The sequence below is a fragment of the Clostridium sp. UBA6640 genome, from assembly GCF_002455975.1.
Lineage (GTDB): Bacteria > Bacillota > Clostridia > Clostridiales > Clostridiaceae > Clostridium_J.
In genome coordinates this window covers 1-21,481 of the sequence record NZ_DKLM01000031.1, presented here as the reverse complement: position 1 = coordinate 21,481, position 21,481 = coordinate 1, and the positions used below count along the sequence as shown (strand labels likewise).

19 protein-coding genes are annotated in these 21,481 nt (G+C 28.2%); 9 read left to right on the top strand and 10 right to left on the bottom strand.

Annotation, left to right across the window (positions count from 1 at the left end):
- The first annotated feature begins 154 nt into the window (after positions 1–154).
- From B2W91_RS03450 to B2W91_RS03435, 4 genes are all read left to right on the top strand, one after another.
- On the top strand, positions 155–793 hold the full coding sequence (locus B2W91_RS03450; RefSeq protein ID WP_291578882.1) for a zinc-ribbon domain-containing protein: 639 nt from the start codon (positions 155–157) through the stop codon (positions 791–793).
- A 112-nt stretch (positions 794–905) separates the two neighbouring features.
- Positions 906–1,946: a M42 family metallopeptidase gene (locus tag B2W91_RS03445; RefSeq protein ID WP_291578881.1), complete on the top strand. Its 1,041-nt coding sequence runs from the start codon at positions 906–908 to the stop codon at positions 1,944–1,946.
- A complete protein-coding gene (locus B2W91_RS03440) occupies positions 1,937–2,968 on the top strand; it encodes a M42 family metallopeptidase (RefSeq protein WP_291578880.1) in 1,032 nt (343 codons plus the stop codon). Before B2W91_RS03445 ends, B2W91_RS03440 begins: the two co-directional genes overlap by 10 nt.
- Positions 2,969–3,048: 80 nt before the next feature.
- The gene (locus B2W91_RS03435) at positions 3,049–3,981 is read left to right on the top strand and encodes a hypothetical protein (protein WP_291578879.1); all 933 of its coding nucleotides are present in this window, start codon (positions 3,049–3,051) and stop codon (positions 3,979–3,981) included.
- A 458-nt stretch (positions 3,982–4,439) separates the two neighbouring features.
- Here the strand turns inward: B2W91_RS03435 and B2W91_RS03430 are convergent, their stop codons facing one another.
- The 6 genes from B2W91_RS03430 to B2W91_RS03405 form a co-directional block, all read right to left on the bottom strand.
- Positions 4,440–5,297, bottom strand: a complete 858-nt coding sequence (locus B2W91_RS03430; RefSeq protein WP_291578878.1) for a 4Fe-4S binding protein — start codon at positions 5,295–5,297, stop codon at positions 4,440–4,442.
- 473 nt (positions 5,298–5,770) lie between these two features.
- Complete coding sequence (locus B2W91_RS03425; protein ID WP_291578877.1) at positions 5,771–6,487, bottom strand: hypothetical protein; 717 nt, start codon at positions 6,485–6,487, stop codon at positions 5,771–5,773.
- Positions 6,488–6,523: 36 nt separating this feature from the next.
- Entirely contained in the window at positions 6,524–6,766 is a 243-nt protein-coding gene (locus B2W91_RS03420) for a hypothetical protein (RefSeq protein ID WP_291578876.1), read from the bottom strand.
- 166 nt (positions 6,767–6,932) lie between these two features.
- Positions 6,933–7,109 carry an HTH domain-containing protein gene (locus B2W91_RS03415; RefSeq protein ID WP_291567874.1) on the bottom strand — a complete coding sequence of 59 codons (177 nt, stop codon included), beginning with the start codon at positions 7,107–7,109 and terminating at the stop codon, positions 6,933–6,935.
- A gap of 604 nt (positions 7,110–7,713) precedes the next feature.
- Positions 7,714–9,099 (bottom strand): radical SAM protein, encoded by a 1,386-nt coding sequence (locus B2W91_RS03410; protein ID WP_291578875.1) that lies wholly within the window; start codon positions 9,097–9,099, stop codon positions 7,714–7,716.
- Positions 9,100–9,368: 269 nt separating this feature from the next.
- Complete coding sequence (locus B2W91_RS03405; RefSeq protein ID WP_291578874.1) at positions 9,369–10,175, bottom strand: nitrilase-related carbon-nitrogen hydrolase; 807 nt, start codon at positions 10,173–10,175, stop codon at positions 9,369–9,371.
- A gap of 406 nt (positions 10,176–10,581) precedes the next feature.
- On the opposite strand from B2W91_RS03405, the gene B2W91_RS03400 reads away from it, so the two are divergent.
- Complete coding sequence (locus B2W91_RS03400; protein WP_291578873.1) at positions 10,582–11,418, top strand: YihY/virulence factor BrkB family protein; 837 nt, start codon at positions 10,582–10,584, stop codon at positions 11,416–11,418.
- Between the two features lie 237 nt (positions 11,419–11,655).
- Here B2W91_RS03400 and B2W91_RS03395 read toward each other — a convergent pair whose 3' ends face one another.
- From B2W91_RS03395 to B2W91_RS03385, 3 genes are all read right to left on the bottom strand, one after another.
- Positions 11,656–13,491: a sensor histidine kinase gene (locus B2W91_RS03395; RefSeq protein ID WP_291578872.1), complete on the bottom strand. Its 1,836-nt coding sequence runs from the start codon at positions 13,489–13,491 to the stop codon at positions 11,656–11,658.
- Entirely contained in the window at positions 13,488–14,165 is a 678-nt protein-coding gene (locus B2W91_RS03390) for a response regulator transcription factor (RefSeq protein ID WP_291578871.1), read from the bottom strand. Before B2W91_RS03390 ends, B2W91_RS03395 begins: the two co-directional genes overlap by 4 nt.
- Positions 14,166–14,270: 105 nt before the next feature.
- Positions 14,271–14,945, bottom strand: coding sequence for a C39 family peptidase (locus tag B2W91_RS03385; RefSeq protein WP_291578870.1), 675 nt, complete (start codon positions 14,943–14,945; stop codon positions 14,271–14,273).
- A 672-nt stretch (positions 14,946–15,617) separates the two neighbouring features.
- Between B2W91_RS03385 and B2W91_RS03380 the strand changes: the two genes are divergently transcribed.
- The 3 genes from B2W91_RS03380 (at position 15,618) to B2W91_RS03370 (ending at position 17,698) form a co-directional block, all read left to right on the top strand.
- Positions 15,618–16,553: a type I phosphomannose isomerase catalytic subunit gene (locus B2W91_RS03380; RefSeq protein ID WP_291578869.1), complete on the top strand. Its 936-nt coding sequence runs from the start codon at positions 15,618–15,620 to the stop codon at positions 16,551–16,553.
- Positions 16,554–16,571: 18 nt separating this feature from the next.
- A complete protein-coding gene (gene galU, locus B2W91_RS03375) occupies positions 16,572–17,438 on the top strand; it encodes a UTP--glucose-1-phosphate uridylyltransferase GalU (RefSeq protein ID WP_291578868.1) in 867 nt (288 codons plus the stop codon).
- A 74-nt stretch (positions 17,439–17,512) separates the two neighbouring features.
- Positions 17,513–17,698, top strand: coding sequence for a hypothetical protein (locus B2W91_RS03370; RefSeq protein ID WP_291578867.1), 186 nt, complete (start codon positions 17,513–17,515; stop codon positions 17,696–17,698).
- Between the two features lie 177 nt (positions 17,699–17,875).
- Here B2W91_RS03370 and B2W91_RS03365 read toward each other — a convergent pair whose 3' ends face one another.
- Complete coding sequence (locus tag B2W91_RS03365) at positions 17,876–18,892, bottom strand: LCP family protein (RefSeq protein WP_291578866.1); 1,017 nt, start codon at positions 18,890–18,892, stop codon at positions 17,876–17,878.
- Between the two features lie 248 nt (positions 18,893–19,140).
- Between B2W91_RS03365 and B2W91_RS03360 the strand changes: the two genes are divergently transcribed.
- Positions 19,141–21,198 carry a PAS domain-containing sensor histidine kinase gene (locus B2W91_RS03360; RefSeq protein WP_291578865.1) on the top strand — a complete coding sequence of 686 codons (2,058 nt, stop codon included), beginning with the start codon at positions 19,141–19,143 and terminating at the stop codon, positions 21,196–21,198.
- Positions 21,199–21,481: the final 283 nt, after the last annotated feature.

Here is a 21,481-nt window from a genome sequence, read left to right as displayed (position 1 = left end):
AATTATGTATAAGTTAAATTTTCATTAAGGAACCCTATATAATATATAGGTCTATTAATACAGATTATAAATATGATATAATAATTTGGTGTCTTGTCTAATTTAAGCTAAATTAGTCTAATTTTAGACGTTTTATAGAGGAAGGAGGAAGAGTATGTATTGTTCACAGTGCGGAAAAGAAGTTCAACAACATGTAAAATTTTGCCCTAATTGCGGAAAAGAAATTCTAGGTGATAATGCTAATATAAATAATGAAATTTCACACTTAAAGGATGAAACTAATTATGATTATTCGGCCAATATGAATAACAGTATTGGAGATAATTTTAATAGAGTATCTGAGGATGAATTAAGAACTTTTATTGGTGAAAAAAATACAAATTATTACATAGAAAAATGGAATTTAATTGATCAAACTAATAAAAGCGTTAGTTGGAATTGGGCATCATTTTTCTTAGGATCACTATGGTTATTATATAGGAAAATGTATGTATGGGGAGCTTTAATGATAGCAGTTTCTATGGTAATATCATGGATGGGAATGCCTTTTGGATGGCTTTTATTAGGTATATTAGTGGGCATGTTTGGAAATAAGCTTTACCTAGAGGAAACTCGAAAGAAAATTATTGAAATTAAGGCTACCACTAGTGATTTAAATGGCCAACATCAAATGATAAAATCAAAAGGTGGTACAAACTTAGCATTACCTATAGTGATAGCAGTTATAGGATCTTTAATAACAATATTTTTAATAATAATAGGTATAGCCGCTATAGGACTTTTATATATGTAGTAATTTAAGAAGAGTATTTGCAAAGGTATAATTATAGTACATTTGTAAATACTCTTTTGATTTGATAAGATATTATTAGAAAATTCAGAATGGGATGAAAGGAGCTAAGGTTATGGATGAAAAAAAGCTTTTAAAAAGCTTATGTGAAGGACATGGACCTAGTGGTAGAGAGCATTGGTTATTTGAGAATATTAAAGAAGCTTTTTCAGAATTTGGTCAGGTTACTTTAGACAATTTAAATAATACTATTATCCATAAAAAAGGTAATGGAAAAGGGAAAATAATGCTTATGGCTCATGCTGATGAAATATTCATGGTAGTTACAGCTATTAGTGAAAATGGATTTTTAGAATTTAAAGGAAATGGCATTGATCCAAAAGTATTAGTTTCTCAAGAAGTTATAGTTCATGGAGAAAGGGAAGTACTGGGGATAATTGGGGTGAAACCGCCTCATTTAATGAAAGAAGATGACAGAAAAAAAGCTGTTATTGTTGATGATCTTAGAATTGATACAGGCCTTTCAGAGGAAGAACTAAAGAAAATAGTTAAACCAGGAGATTTTGTAACATTAAAAAGAGAAGTTAGAGAATTATTAAATGATAATATTGCCTCAAAAGCAAGTGATGATAGGGCTTCAATAGTTTCACTTTACACTTGTGCAAAGGAACTTAAGAATATAAATCATGATTTAGATGTTTATTTTGTTGCTTCAGCACAAGAAGAAGTTGGACATAGAGGCGCTAAGGCAGCTAGTTTTGCTATAAGACCAGATATAGGAATTGCAATAGATGTTGGATTTGATGATAGTAAGCTTGGAGATACTGGTTGTGGAGTTAATTTGGGAGATGGTCCTATGATTACTGTTGGACCTAATATACACCCAAGATTAAGAAAGCACCTTGTATCAATAGCAAAGGAATATAATATACCTTATCAATTTGAAGTATGCCCTGGAGGCACAGGTACAGATGCTTGGGACATACAAGTAACTGCTGATGGGATTCCTACTTTACTTCTTTCAATTCCTCAAAGATATATGCATACTTCTGTTGAAGTTATAAACATGAATGATATTAAAAATACAGGAAGACTTTTAGCAAAATTAATAGAAAGGCTAAAATATGAAGATTTGGAGGGAATATTATGTTTCTAACAGAGGAACTAAAAAAAGGTGGATTACTAGATAAACTATGTTCTGCACCAGGCCCTTCAGGTTATGAAGGTCAAGTTAGAGAAATTATAAAAAAGGAAGTAGAACCTTATGTAGATGAAATAAAAGTGGACAAGATGGGGAATATTGTAGCTCATAAAAAAGGTAATGGAAAAAAGATAATGATAGCTGCTCATATGGATGAAGTAGGGTTTATTATCACTGGTTATAATGATGATGGTACTTTAAAGTTTAGAGCATTAGGTGGAATTAGTACTAATGTTATTCCTGCTAAAGCAATATTAATTGGCGACAGTAAACTGACAGGGGTTATAGGAGCAAAGGCAATACATCTTCAATCAAAAGAAGAGAGAGAAAAACCTTTGGGATATGATGATTGTTGTATTGATATTGGTGCTAAGGATAAGGAAGAAGCTAAAAAATTAGTTGAACTTGGAGAATATGCAGTATTTGATACTGAATATGACCAGTTTGGAGATAAACTGCTTAAAGGAAAAGCTTTTGATGATAGAATGGGGTGTTTACTACTAATTCAAGCGTTGAAAGAAAATTATAATGGAGATATTTATGGAGTATTTAACGTTCAAGAAGAAGTAGGAGAAAGAGGAGCATATATCTCCACTTTTAACGTACAACCGGATATTGCAATAGTTTTAGAGGGAACTATATGTGCAGATATGCCTAATATTTCAAAAGATTTAAGAGCTACAGAAATAGGAAAAGGACCTGCTATTTCCATAATGGATAAAACTAGTATTTTTGATAGCAAGATTGCAGATGATATTATGAAAGTGGGAGATGAAAAAAGCATTCCTTATCAAAGAAGAAGAGCAATAGCTGGAGGAAATGATGCAGGAATAATTCATACAGTAGGAGAAGGAGTTTCTAAAATTGCTACTATTTCGGTACCTTGCAGATACATTCATTCATCAGTATCTGTAGCTTCACAAGAAGATTATATAAATGCTTTAAAATTATTAAAAGAATATTTAAAAACATTATAAGGAGGATAGATTTATGGACATATTATTAGAAAAGCTAATAAAAGCTTTTGGTACAAGTTCTCATGAAGAAGGCGTAAGAAATGTTATNNTATATTTTTGATAAATTAAATGAATTAGATGTAAATTATGAAGTTGATAAAATGGATAATGTTATAGTTAAAATGGGCGCAAAAGTACAATGTGAAGAAGAGAAACTTATGTTTGTTTCTCATATGGATACAGTAGGATTAATTGCAACAGTTATTGATGATAAAGGGTTTGTGAAAGTTGGGAATTTAGGAGACTTTAAAGTTAATAACATTGTTGATAGCTTAGTAGTTTTTGAAAATGGAACTATAGGAAGAGTTTGCAGCGATAAAAAGTCACCAGAAATAGATGATGTCTATATAGACTTAGGTGTAAATAGTAGAGAAGAAGCCCTAAAAAAAATAAAAGAAGGGGATGTAGCAGTATTTAAAGGTGAAATAGTAAAAATAGGAGACAATATATCAGCTCCAGCTTTAGATAATAGAATTGGATGTTATATGTTGTTAAAAATAATAGAAGGATTATCTAAAGATAGAGAAAAACTAAGTGAATTAAATAAAGAGTTTTCTTTTGTATTTTCTACTCAAAATACACTAGATGGCAGGGGAGCAAGAGCTGCAGCATACTCTGTAAATCCTATGTATTGTATAATTGTAGATACCGAAGAATCCAGTGATAATTTAGGTGGAAAGGGAAGATTTAAGCTAGGAAATGGTGTAGGACTTCATGTTTTTGATAGAAATCTAATAATACACCATGAAACTAAAGAGATGCTTGAAAATGCTTGCAAAAAAGCTAATATTGAGCCTCAGTATGTATTTAGTGAGAAAGGCACAGATGGTGGTAGAATTCATAGAGAAACAAATGGAATAAAGACAGGAGTACTTTCCGTTCCTGTAAGATATAAAAACAGTATAGCAGAAATGGCAAATATTAAAGATATTGAAAAAGGAATAGAAGTATTATGCAACATAATATTTAATTAAATTTTGTACTAAGTTAGATTAAAAAAATAATCATATAGTAAGAGTAATTAAGTATATTTTGTACTAATATTTATTTTTTAAGTATAAAAATTAAATATTAGTATAAAATAATTTCATAAAGATTTTGCATGGTAATCAACATGTTACGCAAATATTTATAGTTAAATTTTAAAAAGATATTCTAATTTTTAGGATATCTTTTTAAATGTTTAAAATTATAGTTTCTTGAAAAATTTATCATAAGATATTGAATTTAAGCTAATTAATCCACGAGAAAACAAATAAATATATAGAACATAATAAAGAATGTATAGATAATTATGTATTATCAAATATAAAGAAAAAATAAGATAATAGAGAAGATCAAATAGATCAATTACAGCAATTAAAAACTCCAAGAAGTTTTCCTTGGAGTTTTCAATTATTCTAGTTTTATCTAAAACAAAAATTAAAAATTTCTATAACAAATTTTTTTCTACTTCTTCAAATCCTATTCTGTCTATCATTGAAGAAAGTCTTTCAAGTGGGTTGGCATTTTCATTGTAGTAAGTCATAATTTTATCTAACATTGGAAGTATTTCTTCTTCTTTAAATAATTTATTCAATGGCTCACCCATTTTAGCTCTTCTGCCAAATCTTCCTCCTAGGTATAACTTTACACCCTCAGATTTCTTTTTAATAGCTCCAAGTCCACAGGCAGTTGCACATTTACCACAGTGTACACAAAGCTCTTCTTTATAAACTAATTTTTTATTTTCCTTTACTAAAGCGCCTTCTTTGCATACTTTAATACATTTTCCACATAGTACACAGTTATTTTCATTGATTTCAATATCAACACGAGGTATTATTCCTACGTCATTTAATTGTGCTTTACCACAATTATTAGGACATCCTACAACTCCTATTTTGAACTTTGAAGGCAATTCTCTTCCAAAATATTCATTATGTATCTTAGAAGCTAAACCTTGTGTATCTATATGTCCATGAACACATACTGTACCTTTACATGCTGTGATTGGCCTTACTTTCTTACCAGTACCTCCAATAACTAAATTATTTTCTGCAAGTTCTTTTTTTACAGTTTCTATATCTTCATATTTTATGTATGGAATTTCAATACATAGCCTAGTAGTTAATCCTAAATATCCTTTTCCATACTTAGAAGAAATTTTTGATAGCGCTGATAGTTGTTCAGAAGTAAAATTACCTGCATTACTTAATATTCTAATTGAATAATAACCTTCTTGTTTTTGAGCTAAAATAGCTTGTGATTTTAATATTGCTTTTTCTTCAGCAGAAATCTTGATATCCATAAAAAACCCATCCTTTTACGTAATATAAAAAATAAATTTAATACTAAAGATTAATTAAATTTAAGTTTCTTAGGTAAATTTATAGCTTTAATATAATAGAAAAAATATAAAATTTATATTTACACAATAATATGCACCTATAAACTTAAAATTAATATCTATATTTATTTTAACATATTTAATTTATTTAATAAATGTAACAAGCTCTTAATATAATTTATACCTATATAATAAAAATTTATATTGGCAAAACATTATATTAATAATATTTTTAAGATCTACTTTAGGATAAAGCAAAGTTTATAGCTGAAATATTTCCATATTTATTTACAAAATTATTGATGTGAAAAAGTCAATCAAATAAATTTTCATTCTTAATTTTTCATTCATAGAAAAGAATTTTTATTATGGAAATTAAAATGGTGTATAAGTTAGATTTTGGCTAAGGAGCCCTATAGGTGAATTTATATGCATTAATAAAATGATATTTCCATTTTATGATTTAAATCCTGCAAAATTTTTTCTCTCATTAATTTTAAAATACGTAGCATATCACCAGTTTCAACAGTCTCATTATTATCACTTAAGAACTCTCTTATTTCTCTGGTATTTAATTTTCTATTTATAGTTATTTCATGTTTTACTATTCTTTCTGCTAGACCACTTAAATAAATAGTACGTCCTGTAAGTAAAGGTTTTTCCATTATATCCTTTAATACATCTAATCTACGTTTTAATCCTGCAACTTTCATTGGTTGAGGAGCAAGTTGATCTTTTTTAGGTCTTAATCGTATTAAATATGGACTATTTATATCTAAAGCATAACTTTCATTTGTGCTGCAGATATCTCCAAGATACTTATAGTATATATCTTCATTTATAGTTTGAAAAATGATATCTTTAGTATGATTAGAGATATTAATAATTTTATTTTTTAGATTAATTATTTTGTTATCTAAATCAATTTGATGAGTTTTTAATGTAAGTAATTCAGAATATTCTTTTCCCATAACCCCTTCAAATAATAAAATAAATATTGCTTTATCACTTCCATTAATTAGTTTTTCAGATAGAACTTTTTTTAATTCATTTCGTGTACAATATCTATTTTTTAAGGCTTCACTAGATATAAGACTTCTAATTTCATCTGCTTTAATTGAAAAATTCATAACACTTTTCTTTATGTTCATTTCTTCTGCATATTGTATGTATTTTTTTATAAGACTTTATTTAGAGGTAATAGAATTATAAGTTTTTGCATTAAAATTTTTTAGTGCATTTTTAATTTCATCCTTAGTAAAGTCATATAAATCTTTTTTAAATACACGTTCTTCAAGCTCTAATACATTTTTAAATATATTAATGTACTGGAGTTTCATAGTATTACTATATTTTTTTTCAATTTCACCAATAAAATGTTCTTTAAAATTGCTATTTGCGTATTTTAAATTATTTTTTAAACTGGTCATCCATACAATACCCCTTTCATTATATTACCAATTATATGTAAACCAAATTATAATCAATTATACATTATAATAAAGGAGTATTCTATATACTAAATTTGGATTTAATAAAAAAGACTGATAACACAGAAATATTATCAGTCAACTAAAATAAAATTCTAGATTACAGCTACTTAGCTGCATAATAGCATCTCTTTGGAGATTCTATTTTTTCTTCATCTTTTAATTTTTTTATTGCTTTATCAACGTCTTTTTTGTCTATTCCAGCTTTTTCTGCAATTTCTCCAGATTTCATAGGTTCTCCATTAGTTTTTAAAGTTTCTAAAACTTTTTCTAAAATATCCATATATAAACCTCCAAACAATAATAATTATTATCTAATAATTATTTTAATAATTATATTATAGCATGGATTTTTACAATATCAATATTATTTTAATAAAATATGCCAAACTTTATTCAATTCACACTTACAATTATGGATATTTCTCAGCATTTTCCTTTCACCCCTGGGGTCTGTAACAAAATTATAGGTTTTAATCAAAATGAAAACAGTCACAAAATCTAAATCTGCAACTGCTTTTTATACAGACCCCTGGGGTGCAGTAAGATAAAGAACAATATCCGCGGCATTAATCAATATTTAAATTGTATTTTTTCTCTCCATAAATTTAGTATAATGTCACTGATTTTTGTTACGAACTATACTGCACCCCAGGGGAACCCTAACGGGCTTCACTACTGTTTCCCAGGGGTGATTCAATGCACAATTAAGGATACATTATTTTTAAACAAAATAATTTCTTTTAACGAATTTCTTGACTAGCAATATAATTGCTAGTTATATGGCGAACACTGTTCGCCGCTACAGAATCAATTTTAAATTTCTCAGNNCTGAGAAATATCCACAATTGTGCATTGTGCATTGTGAACTGTGAATTAGTTTATATTTAGCCTTTAGACATATCATAATTTCCAGTGTTATTAAATTCTTCTTTAAAAGCCTTATTTGCATATGGCTCAAATTCTTCTGCTAATTTATCTAGTTTGCTCATAAACTCACTATCTTTAATCATCATTTCTGCGCTAGGATGAGTGGGCTTAGCACCAGTTAAAGCTACAATTTCTCTAATTTCTTTAGGATTGTCTATCATAGGACAAGGTAATAATAAGTTTTTATTATAAGGATGTCTTCTTCTAAGCTCTTTAAAGTAATCATTTTTAAGTGCTTGTAGTAGAGGCTTATCCTTTACATTTTCTGTGGCAAAGTGAGAGAATATACAAGGTTCTAGATCTTCTTTAGAATTTATATGGCAGTAAAACTTACCAGCAATACATCCACCTACATAAGGTGCATCATTGAAGAAGTCGATAGGGAATATTTTTTTATTGCCTCTTATATTTCTAGTTCTTTCACCAAGCTTTAATCTCTGCTCTGGAGAGAGCATATACTTCATATCATTTAGTGGATTATTACCTATAGGCATGAACATAAAATACCATATCATTCTAGTACCTTTTTCTATAAGCATATCTATAAATTCTTCTGAAGTAACAGAATCTATATTATTATTAGCTGTAGCTGCAGAAGCGCCAAAAGGTATACCTTTTTCTTTTAATAAATCCATACCCTTCATTACGGAATTAAAGGTTCCAATGCCTCTTCTACTATCTGTACTAGCTCTATCTCCTTCAAGAGAGAGCATAGGCATAACATTTCCAAGCTCAGCAAGTGTATCTACTAGTTCTTCATCAAATAAGCTTCCATTTGTAAATGGCATAAAATACATATCATCATATTTTCTATAAATGTCTATCATATATTCATTGAAGAAAGGTTCACCACCTAGAACAACTATATAATATATTCCAAGATCCCTAGCCTCTTTAATCAGTCTATCAACTTCTTCAAAAGGAATATCATCTTTTTTGCTGTAATTAGCAGCATAACAACCTGTACACTTCAAATTACACCTCATAGAAGGACTAATTAAAATTGTAAAAGGAATTTTAGTATTGTTATCTTCACCTAAAGATTCTCTTTTAGGAACACCGTACCAAAGAGCATTTCCTACCATATTAGTGAAGAATTTTTTTAAACAATTTTTATTAGTGTTTTTAAGAATATCTATCATAAATTCTTGAATTTGTGGAGAGGTTGAATACATATCATAAACATCATCTACTATTTTTTTACTAAATTCGTCTCTAGCTGCTTTTTTGACTATACTAAATAGTTTATCAATATTTTTTTCAGGATTTTTATCTAATAGTTTTATGGCAGTTTTACAAACTGCTTCCTTTGCTTTTCTTTCGAAATTATCTTTAAATTCCATTACATATACCCCCTAAGGAAATAATATTATTACTTTTTAAAATATTGGATTAAATATGTATGACTATAATTTAAGCAAATACCAATATTTATGACTTAAAGTCATTTTTAAAGACTAATTTGTACTTAGTATTAAGTATATGAGTGAAATATAAGAATAATTAGTAATAATATCTTAAATATATGATATAAATTTAATACTAGATGCTTATAGAAAATAAAAATGAAGAATTGATTTTCAGTTCAATTCTTCATTTTAAATTATTATGCTTAATCTTTTAGTGTATCTTTAAATAATTTATAATATAGTTCTTCTTTTCTATCGCTTTTTAATTTAAAATTTTCTCTTACTTCATTAACAAATTCTTCATCGATTTCACCTATTAACAATCCTTCTATGCCCCTAAGACTACATAATTCTCTTCCAAGAGGATCCACTATCATAGAGCAACCATTATAGGTTAACCCGTTTCCTTCTCCTACACGATTTACTCCTGCAATATAACATTGAGTTTCAATAGCTCTTGCTTTAAGTAATATTTTAAAATGTTCTATTCGGCTTTGGGGCCAATTAGCTGCTACTGTGATGAGATGGGAACTTTTAGATGATATTTGAAAAATTTCAGGAAATCTTAAATCATAGCAAATAAAAGGTGAAATAGTTATATTATTTATATTACATGTATTTATTTTTTCACCGCTTATATAATGAAAACTTTCTTCACCAAAAGAGAAAGGGTGGATTTTACTATAACTAGTTAATACTTCACCATTGCTTGAAATTATTGAATAAACATTTTTCCCCATAACTTTATTGTCTAATAATATTTTCTCAATATGACCAAAACCAATGGCTATATTATATTTTTTTGCAAAAAGTTTCATTTTTTCCACAGAGAAATTATTATCTTCTCCTAACTTTTCTGTATTCATTGTAAAACCTGTCAAAGTCATTTCAGGAAAAAGAATTAAATCTACAGATTTGGTTTTTCCTTCAGCTATAAAAGTTTCGCATAATCTTAAATTTTTTTCTTTTTCTTCCCAGGCCATATCAATTTGTGCTAAGGCTAATCTCATAAAAATCTCTCCCTTTAAAAATTAACAATCTTATCTAATTCACAATTGTGGATATTTCTCAGTTGCTACTGAGAAATTTAGAATTGATTCTTTTTTGAAGTTACAAAGTAACTTTATATAAAAAACTAGCAATTGTATTACTAGTCAAAAAAATTCATTCAAAGAAATTATTTTGCTAAAAAATAATTTCTACCTCAATTGTGAATTGTGAACTGTGCATTGGCTTAAGTTGTGCATTGTGCATTATTCAGCCTATTCCATCCAGGAGTATTATAAAAATGTCTTTATTATACTATAAGAATAATTTAAGGATGTTATAATAAAAATATATTATAGTATCATTATATTATAAGGACCTAATTTATTTAATGGTTTTTAGGAAGCTTTTCTAGATAAGGAGTGTGTTATGTGTATAACTAATTATATAATCAAAATGATTTTAAAGTATAAGCAGCATAATGTATCAGCTTTAGCTTCTCAATTAGCTTATGATATGCTACTTTCCTTTTTTCCCTTTTTAATATTTTTACTAACACTTTTAGGACATAGCTCACTTGATGCTAATAATGTTTTAGTGGCACTTCAGACCATAATGCCTACAGAGGCATATATATTGGTTGAAAATACAGTGAAACGAGTATTATTAACAAGAAATAGTGAATTATTATCTTTTTCACTTATATTTACCCTATATACTGCATCTAGAGCTTTTAGGGCTGTAATATATGGACTTAATAGAGCTTATGAAGAAAAAGAAACTAGAAGTTATTTTAAAATAATTTTTATCTCAGTAATTTTTATGATTGGACTAGTATTTGTAATTATATTTATATTGAGTTTTTTAGTTTTTGGCCAAATGATAAATGATGCAATCAAGAAGTGGTTAGGTATAGAATTGGTCTTATTTAATTACGTCCACTTGCTCAGATATCCATTTTCATTAGTATCTATGACCTTTGTTTTTGCAGCTATATATCATTTTATTCCTTGCAGAAAACTAAAATGGATAGAGGTTTTGCCAGGAGCAATTTTCACTACTATAGGATGGATAATTTCAAGTTTAGGATTTTCCTACTATGTAAATAACTTTACTAACTATTCAGCTATTTATGGTACTATAGGAGTTATTATAGTTTTAATGTTATGGCTTTATATGACTTCTATAATGATTTTATTAGGTGGAGAATTAAATGCTATTTTAAGTCATGAAAAAGAACTAAAAAGAAAACTGTCTATCAAGTAATTTTATATTTTATAAGGGAATATATTATTAATAGGCTATCAAATCATATGATTTGATAGCCTATTTAAGCTATTCTTTAATTTATATCAAAGATAATAAAATTTGCTTTAAGAAGTATAAAGCTTGACGATTAGCCTAAAATATTCATATATTTTACTAAATCAAAAGATATGAATAGGCTGGAATGCCCAATAATCTACCTCAGATGTTTTAGCTCTTTCAATTAATAAAAGTAGATTAATTGTTGTCCTTTTCACTAACGTATTGTTTTGGTATAGAAAAATGAAATAATACTCCTGCTGCTGTGTTTTTGATTCCATATTCAGCGTAATGCAAATCCATAATTTTACCTACAATTGAAAGCCCAAGTCCAGTACCACCTTGTGTTCTTTTTCGTGAACTATCTGTACGGTAAAATTGATGCCAAACTTTTTCAATGTTTTCTTCTGATAAATGAGTTCCTTCATTTTCAATGGAAAGATACGCTATTTCGGAATTTTCGGAGACATTTATCGCAATCTTTTTTCCGGCATCAGTGTGATGAATAGCATTGGTGAGCAGATTAATTGTTGCTTGGATCAACAAGCTTTCATTACCCATTATGTCAAATTCTTTTAAATCCAAGTATAGCTTAATATTTTTTTCCGTTATCATCGGAGACAATTTATAGATGGCTTGCTCAACGACATGCTTTAGGGATATTTTATTTACTTCCATTTGGAATGTCCCTGATTCATATTTGGCTAACTTTAACATTTCATTAATTAACTTATCCATATATTCAATTTCATTTTCGATAGCTCGCCAATATTCTTCACTTTTGCTTGGACTATCAGTTTCTTGAATCATAGTAACTCCCATTTGCAAAATACTTAGAGGTGTCTTTAATTCATGGGAAACTCCAGAAATAAATTCTTTTCTCGTATTTTTTAGTCGTTCTTCTTTTGAAATATCAGATTTTAGTTTATTATTCATCTCCTCTAATTCACGAATATATTCTTCAATTCGTTTTGACACCAAATTAATGTTATCTGCTAATTCTCCAATTTCATTTTTAGATTCTACAGAAATTTTATAATTGAAATTAAAATTTAATATTTCTTTTGTTGCCTCAGAAATAGCTAATATAGGTTTTGTTAAAATGTGAGAATAAAAGAAACAGAACAGACTTGTTAGTAGCAAGGAAAAGAGCAAAATGTACGGATAGTATTTTTGCATAATTTTAATAAATCTCATAACTGGCTGCAAAGAAGTGAGTGTAAATATATAACCTGAAATTTCTCCGTTTTCAGTAACAGGTTTGACAAGTTCCATATATTTAATACCATTTATAATTTTTTCTGTCTGATTCCACATATCTGGTTTTAATGTTCGTTTTGCTGTGAGTACATCCACTTGAAAAGCAATAATGTCTTCAGCTAAGGACAAGTTATCATACATGGTGTAATTTTGTTGAGTTTCTATTGGCAAATTCATGTTTATAACGGTACCAACAACGGGAACTCTTCTTAACGGAATAGGCTCATTGTCACTCAATAGATTATAATTTGGCATAGCAAAAGAAGTATGTGATCCTGGAATTAAGATAGAAATAGGAATAATATTATAATCACTTTCGCTATCAAGACTATTCACAAGTATATCAGTATTAGGGTTAGTTATTAAATTGTTGATAATCATACCAAAATCATAGCTAATAATATTTTGATAATTAATCAGATTATTCAGTGAAATTCTAAACTTTTTCAAAGTGTCTGTCATCATACCTTCAATGAAAAAATTTCCAGAAGGTAAAGAAACAATTTCCCCTGTAGCATCCAATCTTGCAATCATTATGCCTTTATTTGTATAGATATCATTTTCTTTTTTATGTAAACTATCATCATTTGATGAGGATGACTGATAATCTTTCATATAATCTTCCATAGTTACTTCAATATTTTGTTTTTCATTGTTTATATAAAAAAATTTTGCTAAAACGAATTCGCTAATGATGATACAAGCAATGATAATACCACATAAAATAAGAGAAGAAAAGAATAGTTGAAAAGTAATTTTCTTTTTAAATATCATAATTTTTCCTCAAAACGATAGCCAACACGAATCACTGTTTTAATGTGTACTGCCTTTTTTCCTAATTTATTTCGGAGATTTCGTATATGCGTGTTTAATGTAGTATCATCGCTTTCATGCTGATAACCCCAGACAAGTATAATTAAATTTTCTCGTGATAGAACCTGTTGTTTGTGTTCCATTAAGGCCACCAATATTTCATATTCTGTATATGTCAAATTTAATTGCTGATCATCTATTATAACTGTTCGAGTTGATTTATTTACTTTTATTCCTGATATATTTAGTTCATCAGAATTTCCTTTGGATGATGCTGTTTTATTTTCCAGTAGCCTTTTACTTCTTGCAAGTAATACTGCTGGCTTAAAAGGCTTTGTCACGTAATCATCTGCCCCTAATTCAAATCCAAGCAGTATATCATCTTCATCACTTCTAGCTGTTAGTAGAATAACCGGTACATTTGATATTTTACGGATACGCCGGCAAACAGCCCATCCATCTAACTCGGGTAGCATAATATCAAGAATGATTAGATTAACTGCATTCGAAGTAAAAATATCCAAGCCTTTACGACCATCATCTGCCATTAATACTTGATAACCACGGTTATTAAAATAAGTGGACAGACTATTTAAAATAAATGTTTCATCTTCAATTATTAATATAGTTTGCATTATTAATTACCCCTTAGCTTATGTATAATTTTATTCTAGCATTTTTTTTCTTCTAATCAAATAATATTGAAGCAGGGAAATGTAACCAAATTATTTTTATTTTGATTATTCACTAATAGTCATTGCTTGCGAACCCATTTGCTTCCATGAAGCTTCAAAATTTATACGATTTACTTTTCGGTTAGCTCTCGGATGAAGTGGGTCATTAATATAGATGAAATTATTATCATAACCTGTGATAACTACACTATGTTGATGATATGTAACTTGCATCTTTCCGGCGTTTGTATCCCAAGTTTGAAATTCATCAGAGGATAATACTCGATAGTTTGCATTGGTTATTACCCAAACTGGATGACCTTTATCAATTTGGTCATATAAATCTCTCATATTCTTTCCAGTAAGATTTATAATTCTTTGAGGTGCAACATATTTTTCTGCTAAATCGATGATTGGTTCCACATAAACACCTAAACCATCATTATCGAAAGTTTTAATATCACCAACAAATCCTTCGTGCATATTTCCTTTTTCACCATTTTTATTGATAAATGGAACATACTTTATCATCTTTGAAAGTTCCATTTTATCTACATCTATATGCATATATTGTAAAAGCATTGCAAGACTAGTTACTTCACATCCTCGCATTAGTTCTGGTTTTTGCATAATTAGTGGAACCTCTAAAGGTTGATTTGCTTTAGAGATATTATATTCATAATCAATGATTGATTTATCTTCCTTTGCGCCAGTCGCTTTAATAACATATTCATTGTTCATTACTCTCTGAAAAACAATGAATGCATTAATTAATAATAAAATGCTTACTATTTTCATGAAGATAGCTTTATGATGTAATTTTTCACTTTTCATTTTCACTTTTTCTCCTTTTCATTATGTTTTATACATGAAAGTGTACAGGAGTGAGATAAAGATGAAATGAAGAAGAGATAAAGATTAAATCCTATTTTTTATATGCTAATTTATGAAATGCAAAATATGTGAATAGGAAGTTGATTCGAGCTAGTTTATTAAATATCAAACTAGGGTAATCACTTTTTCTAGTGAATTTTTTTATAATATTAATTAGAAAATTAAATGATATTTTAAGTTGTAAAAAGAAAACTGCCCCCAAGTAATTTTATATTTTATAAGAGAATATATTATTAATAGGCTATAAAGCTATATAGTTTGCTAGCTAGTTTAACTTATTGTGAAACATTTAAATCAACGTACAATGGTAGTGGAAAACTATACTGACAAGGAAAAATTAAGAATTAAAAAAGAATTTAACTTTAGAAGATTAATTTCTTTAGCGTTTTTTATAATAAAAATTCTCTGATCTTAAATTTAAATTTTATAAACTTTCTAGAAGTGTCCACAATTATTGCATAATGAATAAAATTCTTAAGTTATTTTTATTAGTTGTAATCAATTTATAAGGGGGAGGGCATGTATCCGTTAAAATTTAAGCCTGTTTACTTTGAAAAGATATGGGGAGGACGTGGCCTGGAGAGGTTTAAAAAAGATCTTCCTAGAGGAAATATAGGGGAAAGTTGGGAGCTATCTTGCCATAAAAATGGATTAAGTATAATAGAAAATGGAATTTACAAAGGAAAAACTTTAAAAGAGGTCATAGAAATTGAAGGAGAAAAGTTATTAGGACAAAATATAGATCTAGAGAATTTTCCTATACTTATAAAATTTATAAGTGCAGAGGATAACTTATCTATACAAGTACATCCTAATAATGAATATGCTAGAGCTGTAGAAAATGAAAATGGTAAGTCAGAGTTGTGGTATATACTTAAAGCAGAAAAAGATTCCAATATAATTCTTGGAAATAAATCTTGTAGTAAAGAGGAATTTAAAAGTGGAATAATTAGTGGAGATTTGGAGAAATATTTAAATGTAATTAAAGTAAAAGAAGGAGAAGCTTACTATGTCAGTGCTGGATTACTTCATGCTATAGGAAATGGCATAGTATTAGTGGAAATTCAGCAAAGTAGTGATTTAACATATAGAGTTTATGATTATGATAGAGGAAGAGAAATTCATATAAATAAGGCTTTAGATGTAATAAACTTAGATATAGTAGGAGAACGATTAAAAGAAAGCAAAGAAAGTTTTAAAGGATATAATAAAATTAATTATGGACATATGGAATATTTCTCTGTGGAGAAATATGAAATAAATAATATTTTAGAAGAGGAAAGTTGTGAAGAAAGCTTTTATGTATACATTTGTATAGAAGGAAAAGGCGTTGTAGCTTATAATGATAATGAGGAGTGGCTGAATTGTGGAGAAATTGTATTAATACCAGCTACTTTAGGGAAATACTATATAAGTGGTAATTTAACAATTCTTAAAATAATCATGAACGTATAGATTTAGGAGGAGTTATATATGAAAGTTAAAAAAGCTATTATTCCAGCAGCAGGATTAGGAACTAGGTTTTTACCTGCAACTAAGGCAATGCCAAAAGAAATGTTACCTATAGTTGATAAACCTACAATTCAATATATTATAGAGGAAGCAGTAGAAGCTGGAATTGAAGAAATACTTATAATAACAGGACACAATAAAAAATCTATTGAAGATCACTTTGATAGAGCTGTTGAGTTAGAGTTAAATTTAAAAAATAGTGGTAAAGAAGATTTGTTAAAATTAGTAAATGATATAACAAATTTAGTAAACATACATTATGTAAGGCAAAAGGAGCCTAAGGGGTTAGGTCATGCCATTTTATGTGCTAAAATCTTTGCTAAGAATGAGCCTTTTGCAGTGCTTTTGGGAGATGATGTAGTAGAGAGTAGAACTCCTTGTTTAAAGCAGCTTATAGATGAATATGAAAAATATAATTGTACAATATTAGGGGTACAACAAGTAGATAAAAAAGATACCAATAAGTATGGTATAGTTAAAGGAATGAAGCTTTCTGATAGGCTTTATAAAGTAGAGGATTTAATTGAAAAGCCTAAAGTGGAGGAAGCACCTTCTAATGTAGCTATATTAGGAAGATATATAATAAATCCAACTATATTTGAAATTTTAGAAAATACAAAACCAGGTAAGGGTGGAGAAATTCAGCTAACAGATGCGTTAAAAGCTCTTATATCTAAAGAAGATATGTATGCCTATATCTTTGAAGGAAAAAGATATGATGTAGGGGATAAGTTAGGATTTTTACAAGCTACAGTAGAATATGCACTAAGAAGAGAAGATTTAAGAGAAAGTTTTATGGATTATTTAAAAACTATAGTTAAATCATAGTCATAAAATTGCCCCATAAGCAATAATATTTTATAGAAAAGAAAATAAGCTATAAAAGTAAAGTGGGGGATAAAATGGGAAAACAATATCGTGGAAAAACATTATGGAAATTGCCAGCTAGAGGCAGAGGGACTTGTCCTATATGCAAAGCCAAAAGGATAAAAGTTTTATATGATATGACTTTAGACGACGGAAGTAAAATAAAAGTCTGTAAAAGATGTCAACATAAAAAAGTTGATACATTTTTAGCAGCTAATTGATAATAGATAGTTATCATTAGAAGTGAAAGTTTAAAATTGTATTAAGGTGTTAGTAATAGCAATTTAATATTTGCTAATTATATATTGATAAAATCGTAACTTTTAGCTACGGTTTTATTAATTAAAGATAAAATTAAATAATTAGCTAAAAAAGTGTGACAATTTGTCACACTTTTTTTAGAATAATGGATCCTTAGGTTTTGGTGCTATATCAAAGAATAAGTAATCAATCATTTGATTTACAGTTTCTTCTTCATCAAATTTTAAATACCATATATCATCAATAATCTCAGATTTGCAATATCCATCTATTGGGAAACGTTGTTGTTCTAAGGATATTCCAGATTTAAGTACGGAAGTTCCTAAAGACATCATTTCTGTTTTTGTTAAGCTTGTACTAAGCATAGGTGCAATACTAGAGATAGTTTTTGGTAGCTGTGTTACGTCATATTTTAATGCTTTATTTAAAGTAGTTTCTAAAACTTTTCTTTGTCTTTGTGTTCTGGCAAAATCTCCGTCATCTAAAGCTCTAATTCTGCTATAAGATAAGGCTTGCATACCACTTAATGTAACTTCTCCAGATCCATATAGTGGATCTATTTGTTTACCTGTAATTTGAGAAGCATCGCTTTGATATTTATTTATTAGGTCTGCTTCTTCAGGTGTTACTTCAAGTTCAATACCTCTGAAATAATCTATTACATCAACTACTGATTCGAAGTTAACTGCTACATAATCTGATATGTCTGTACCAAAGTTTTGATTGATAGTCTTAATAGCTAATAATGGTCCTCCATAGGCATAAGCATGATTTAATTTATCATATCCACGATTTTCTATATTTACATAAGAATCCCTCATTAAAGAGGTAAGCTTAAGCTTATTATGTTTTGTATCTACAGTGAGTATCATAATAGCATCTGAACGACCTTTATCTTCTGTGGACCTACTATCAATACCAAATACTGCTATATTAGTAATACCTTCAGTATGATCAATGCTATCGTCACTATCATTATTTTTAGGTTTAATTTTTTCAGTATCGATTCCAAGTTCTTTTTTATCATTGGTAAAATCTACTGTTTTGATTTTATCTAATAATGAATAACTATAAACACAAACTGCACCTAAACATAGTAATAAAACAGATAAAGTTATAAATATTATCTTCTTAATATTCTTATTTTTTTTCATAATATAAACTCCTATTTGTACTATTATATTTTTATATTACCACAAATTTGAATCCAAAAATTATTTTTTAGAAATATCAATACTATTATTATAATACAAATTTCGATAAACAGCGAAAAAAATGTTGAAAAATAGATAAAAGTTTTTCTAAGTACATTGTTAATTTTATTGTAAAATATAATATGTTATAAAAATATGATATTTCATAGTCGTAATATAATTAAATATTATGTGGGGGCCGAGAGGATATGGTTTTAACAGAAAGCAAAGATATAGAGTTATTTGAGTTCTTATCAGAAGCTGTAATAATTTTAGGTGAGAATGACAAGCTTTTATATTGCAATACAATAGCTAGCAACTTAATAGGATACAATAATTTTGCAGATATAGAAAAGCAGTTGCTATATGAAGTTATGACTATTGATAGTAGTGACGGAATAGTTATAAATTACGGTACCTTAAGAAAAAATAACATTTTAAATAAGGTCACAAAAAATATAATCTTTAAATCAGGGGAAAAGGGAAATTTTAGTATTATATCTAGAAATATTAAGTATAATGAAGAGAATGCTTTTATAATAATTATGCAGAAAATTTCATCAATAGAAGAGGAACAGTATAATAGTAAAACGTACATAGACTCTATAAATAAAGTAATAAAAGAGGATGAAAAGCTTCAACATATTTATAAAAGAAAAGAGGATATAGACAATTTAGGAAGAAGTTGCAGCTCACTAAACTGCGATATGATGAGAAAGGTTTTGGTATATTCTCCAAATATAATTATTATTAAAAAGGATGAAGAAATTATTTTTGCAAATAAAGAAGCACAGCATTTTTTAAATGTAAACAGTGAAAAAGAAATAATAGGTAAAAAATTTTACGACTTAATAACCTTTGATTCGACATTAAAATTGGATTATAGAAGTATTTTTGCCGAACTTAGTCATTCAAAGAGTCAACTTCCGATATCACAAGTTAAGCTTAAGACTTATGATGGCAAGGAGGTATATGGAGATATATTTTCAATGTCTTTCTTCGAAAATGATGAAGAATTTAGTGTATTAATAGCTAAAGACATAAGTAAAAGGGTTGACATGGAAGAAAAGCTTATAAAAAATGAGGAATATTATAAAAGACTATTAGCATTTTTACCTTATGGAGTAGCTATTTTGAATAATAGAAAAATCACATTTGTTAATGAATCACTTGTAAATATGCTTAATGAAAAATCTATGAATGATGTGATAAATAGCAATGCCTCTAAATATATACCAGAGGAATATAAACATTTAATGTATGAAATGGGAGATCGCGTATTTAATGAATTAAGGCAGATAGAATTTAGACAATTAAGTTTAATGAGAGCTGATGGAAGTGAATTAGAGGTAGAAGTAGGGGCATCACCTTTTATATTCGAAGACAACTTATCTGCTATTATAGTTGTTCATGATGTTACAGAGAGAAAGAATGCACAAAGAGATAAGTATAAGCTAGAACAAGCTTTAAAATATGATAGGCTTAAAACAGAATTTATAGCTAATGTTTCTCACGAATTAAAAACACCTTTAAATATCATATTAAGTGTTGTGCAATTACTACAGCACAAGCATAGGGAAAACGGTTTAGTTGGAGAAGAATTAACAACTAAGAGATATTTATCTGTGATGAAACAAAATTGTTATAGATTATTAAGACTTATAAATAATTTAATAGATATTACTAGAATAGAAGTTGGGTATCTAAAAATGAGTTTTGGAAACTATGACATAGTAAAAGTGGTTGAAGATATTACTATGTCAACAGTAGATTATATTGAAAGCAAGGGCTTAAGTTTAATTTTTGATACAGATATAGAAGAGAAGATAATCGGAATAGATAGAGAAAATATGGAAAGAGTCATATTGAATTTGCTATCTAATGCTATCAAATTCTCTAAAGAATGTGGACATATATGGGTAAATATTTATGATAAAGGAGAAACTATAGAAATATCTGTAAAAGACGATGGAATAGGTATTCCAGAAGAAATGCAGGAGAGTATATTTGAAAGGTTTGTTCAAAGTGATCCATTATTTACAAGAAATCATGAAGGTAGTGGCATAGGATTATCATTGGTAAAATCAATTGTTGAAGCCCATGGTGGACAAGTTTCCGTTAAAAGTAAAGAAGGTCATGGTAGTGAGTTTATGGTAGAGCTTCCAAATATATTATCTAAAAAACAGCCTAAATTTATTGAACACAATTGCGCTCAGGATTATAACGTAGAAAAAGTTCAAATAGAGTTTTCAGATATATATAGTTAATATAGATATGTATATAGATGTACCACTTCTAAATTTGATCTATCTCTGAAAGTAATTAACATTTATTGGTGTTGTCACTAATACTACTAAATTCACAATTCACAGTTCACAATTCACAATTGTGGACATTTCTCAGCTACCTCTAAGAAATTTAGAATTTATTCCGTAGCGGTAAGCAGTGTTCGGCATAATCACTAGCAATTTTATATTGTTAGTCAAAAATATGTTTTAGGAAATTATTTTTTTAAAAAATAATTTCTTCCTTAATTGTGCATTGTGCATT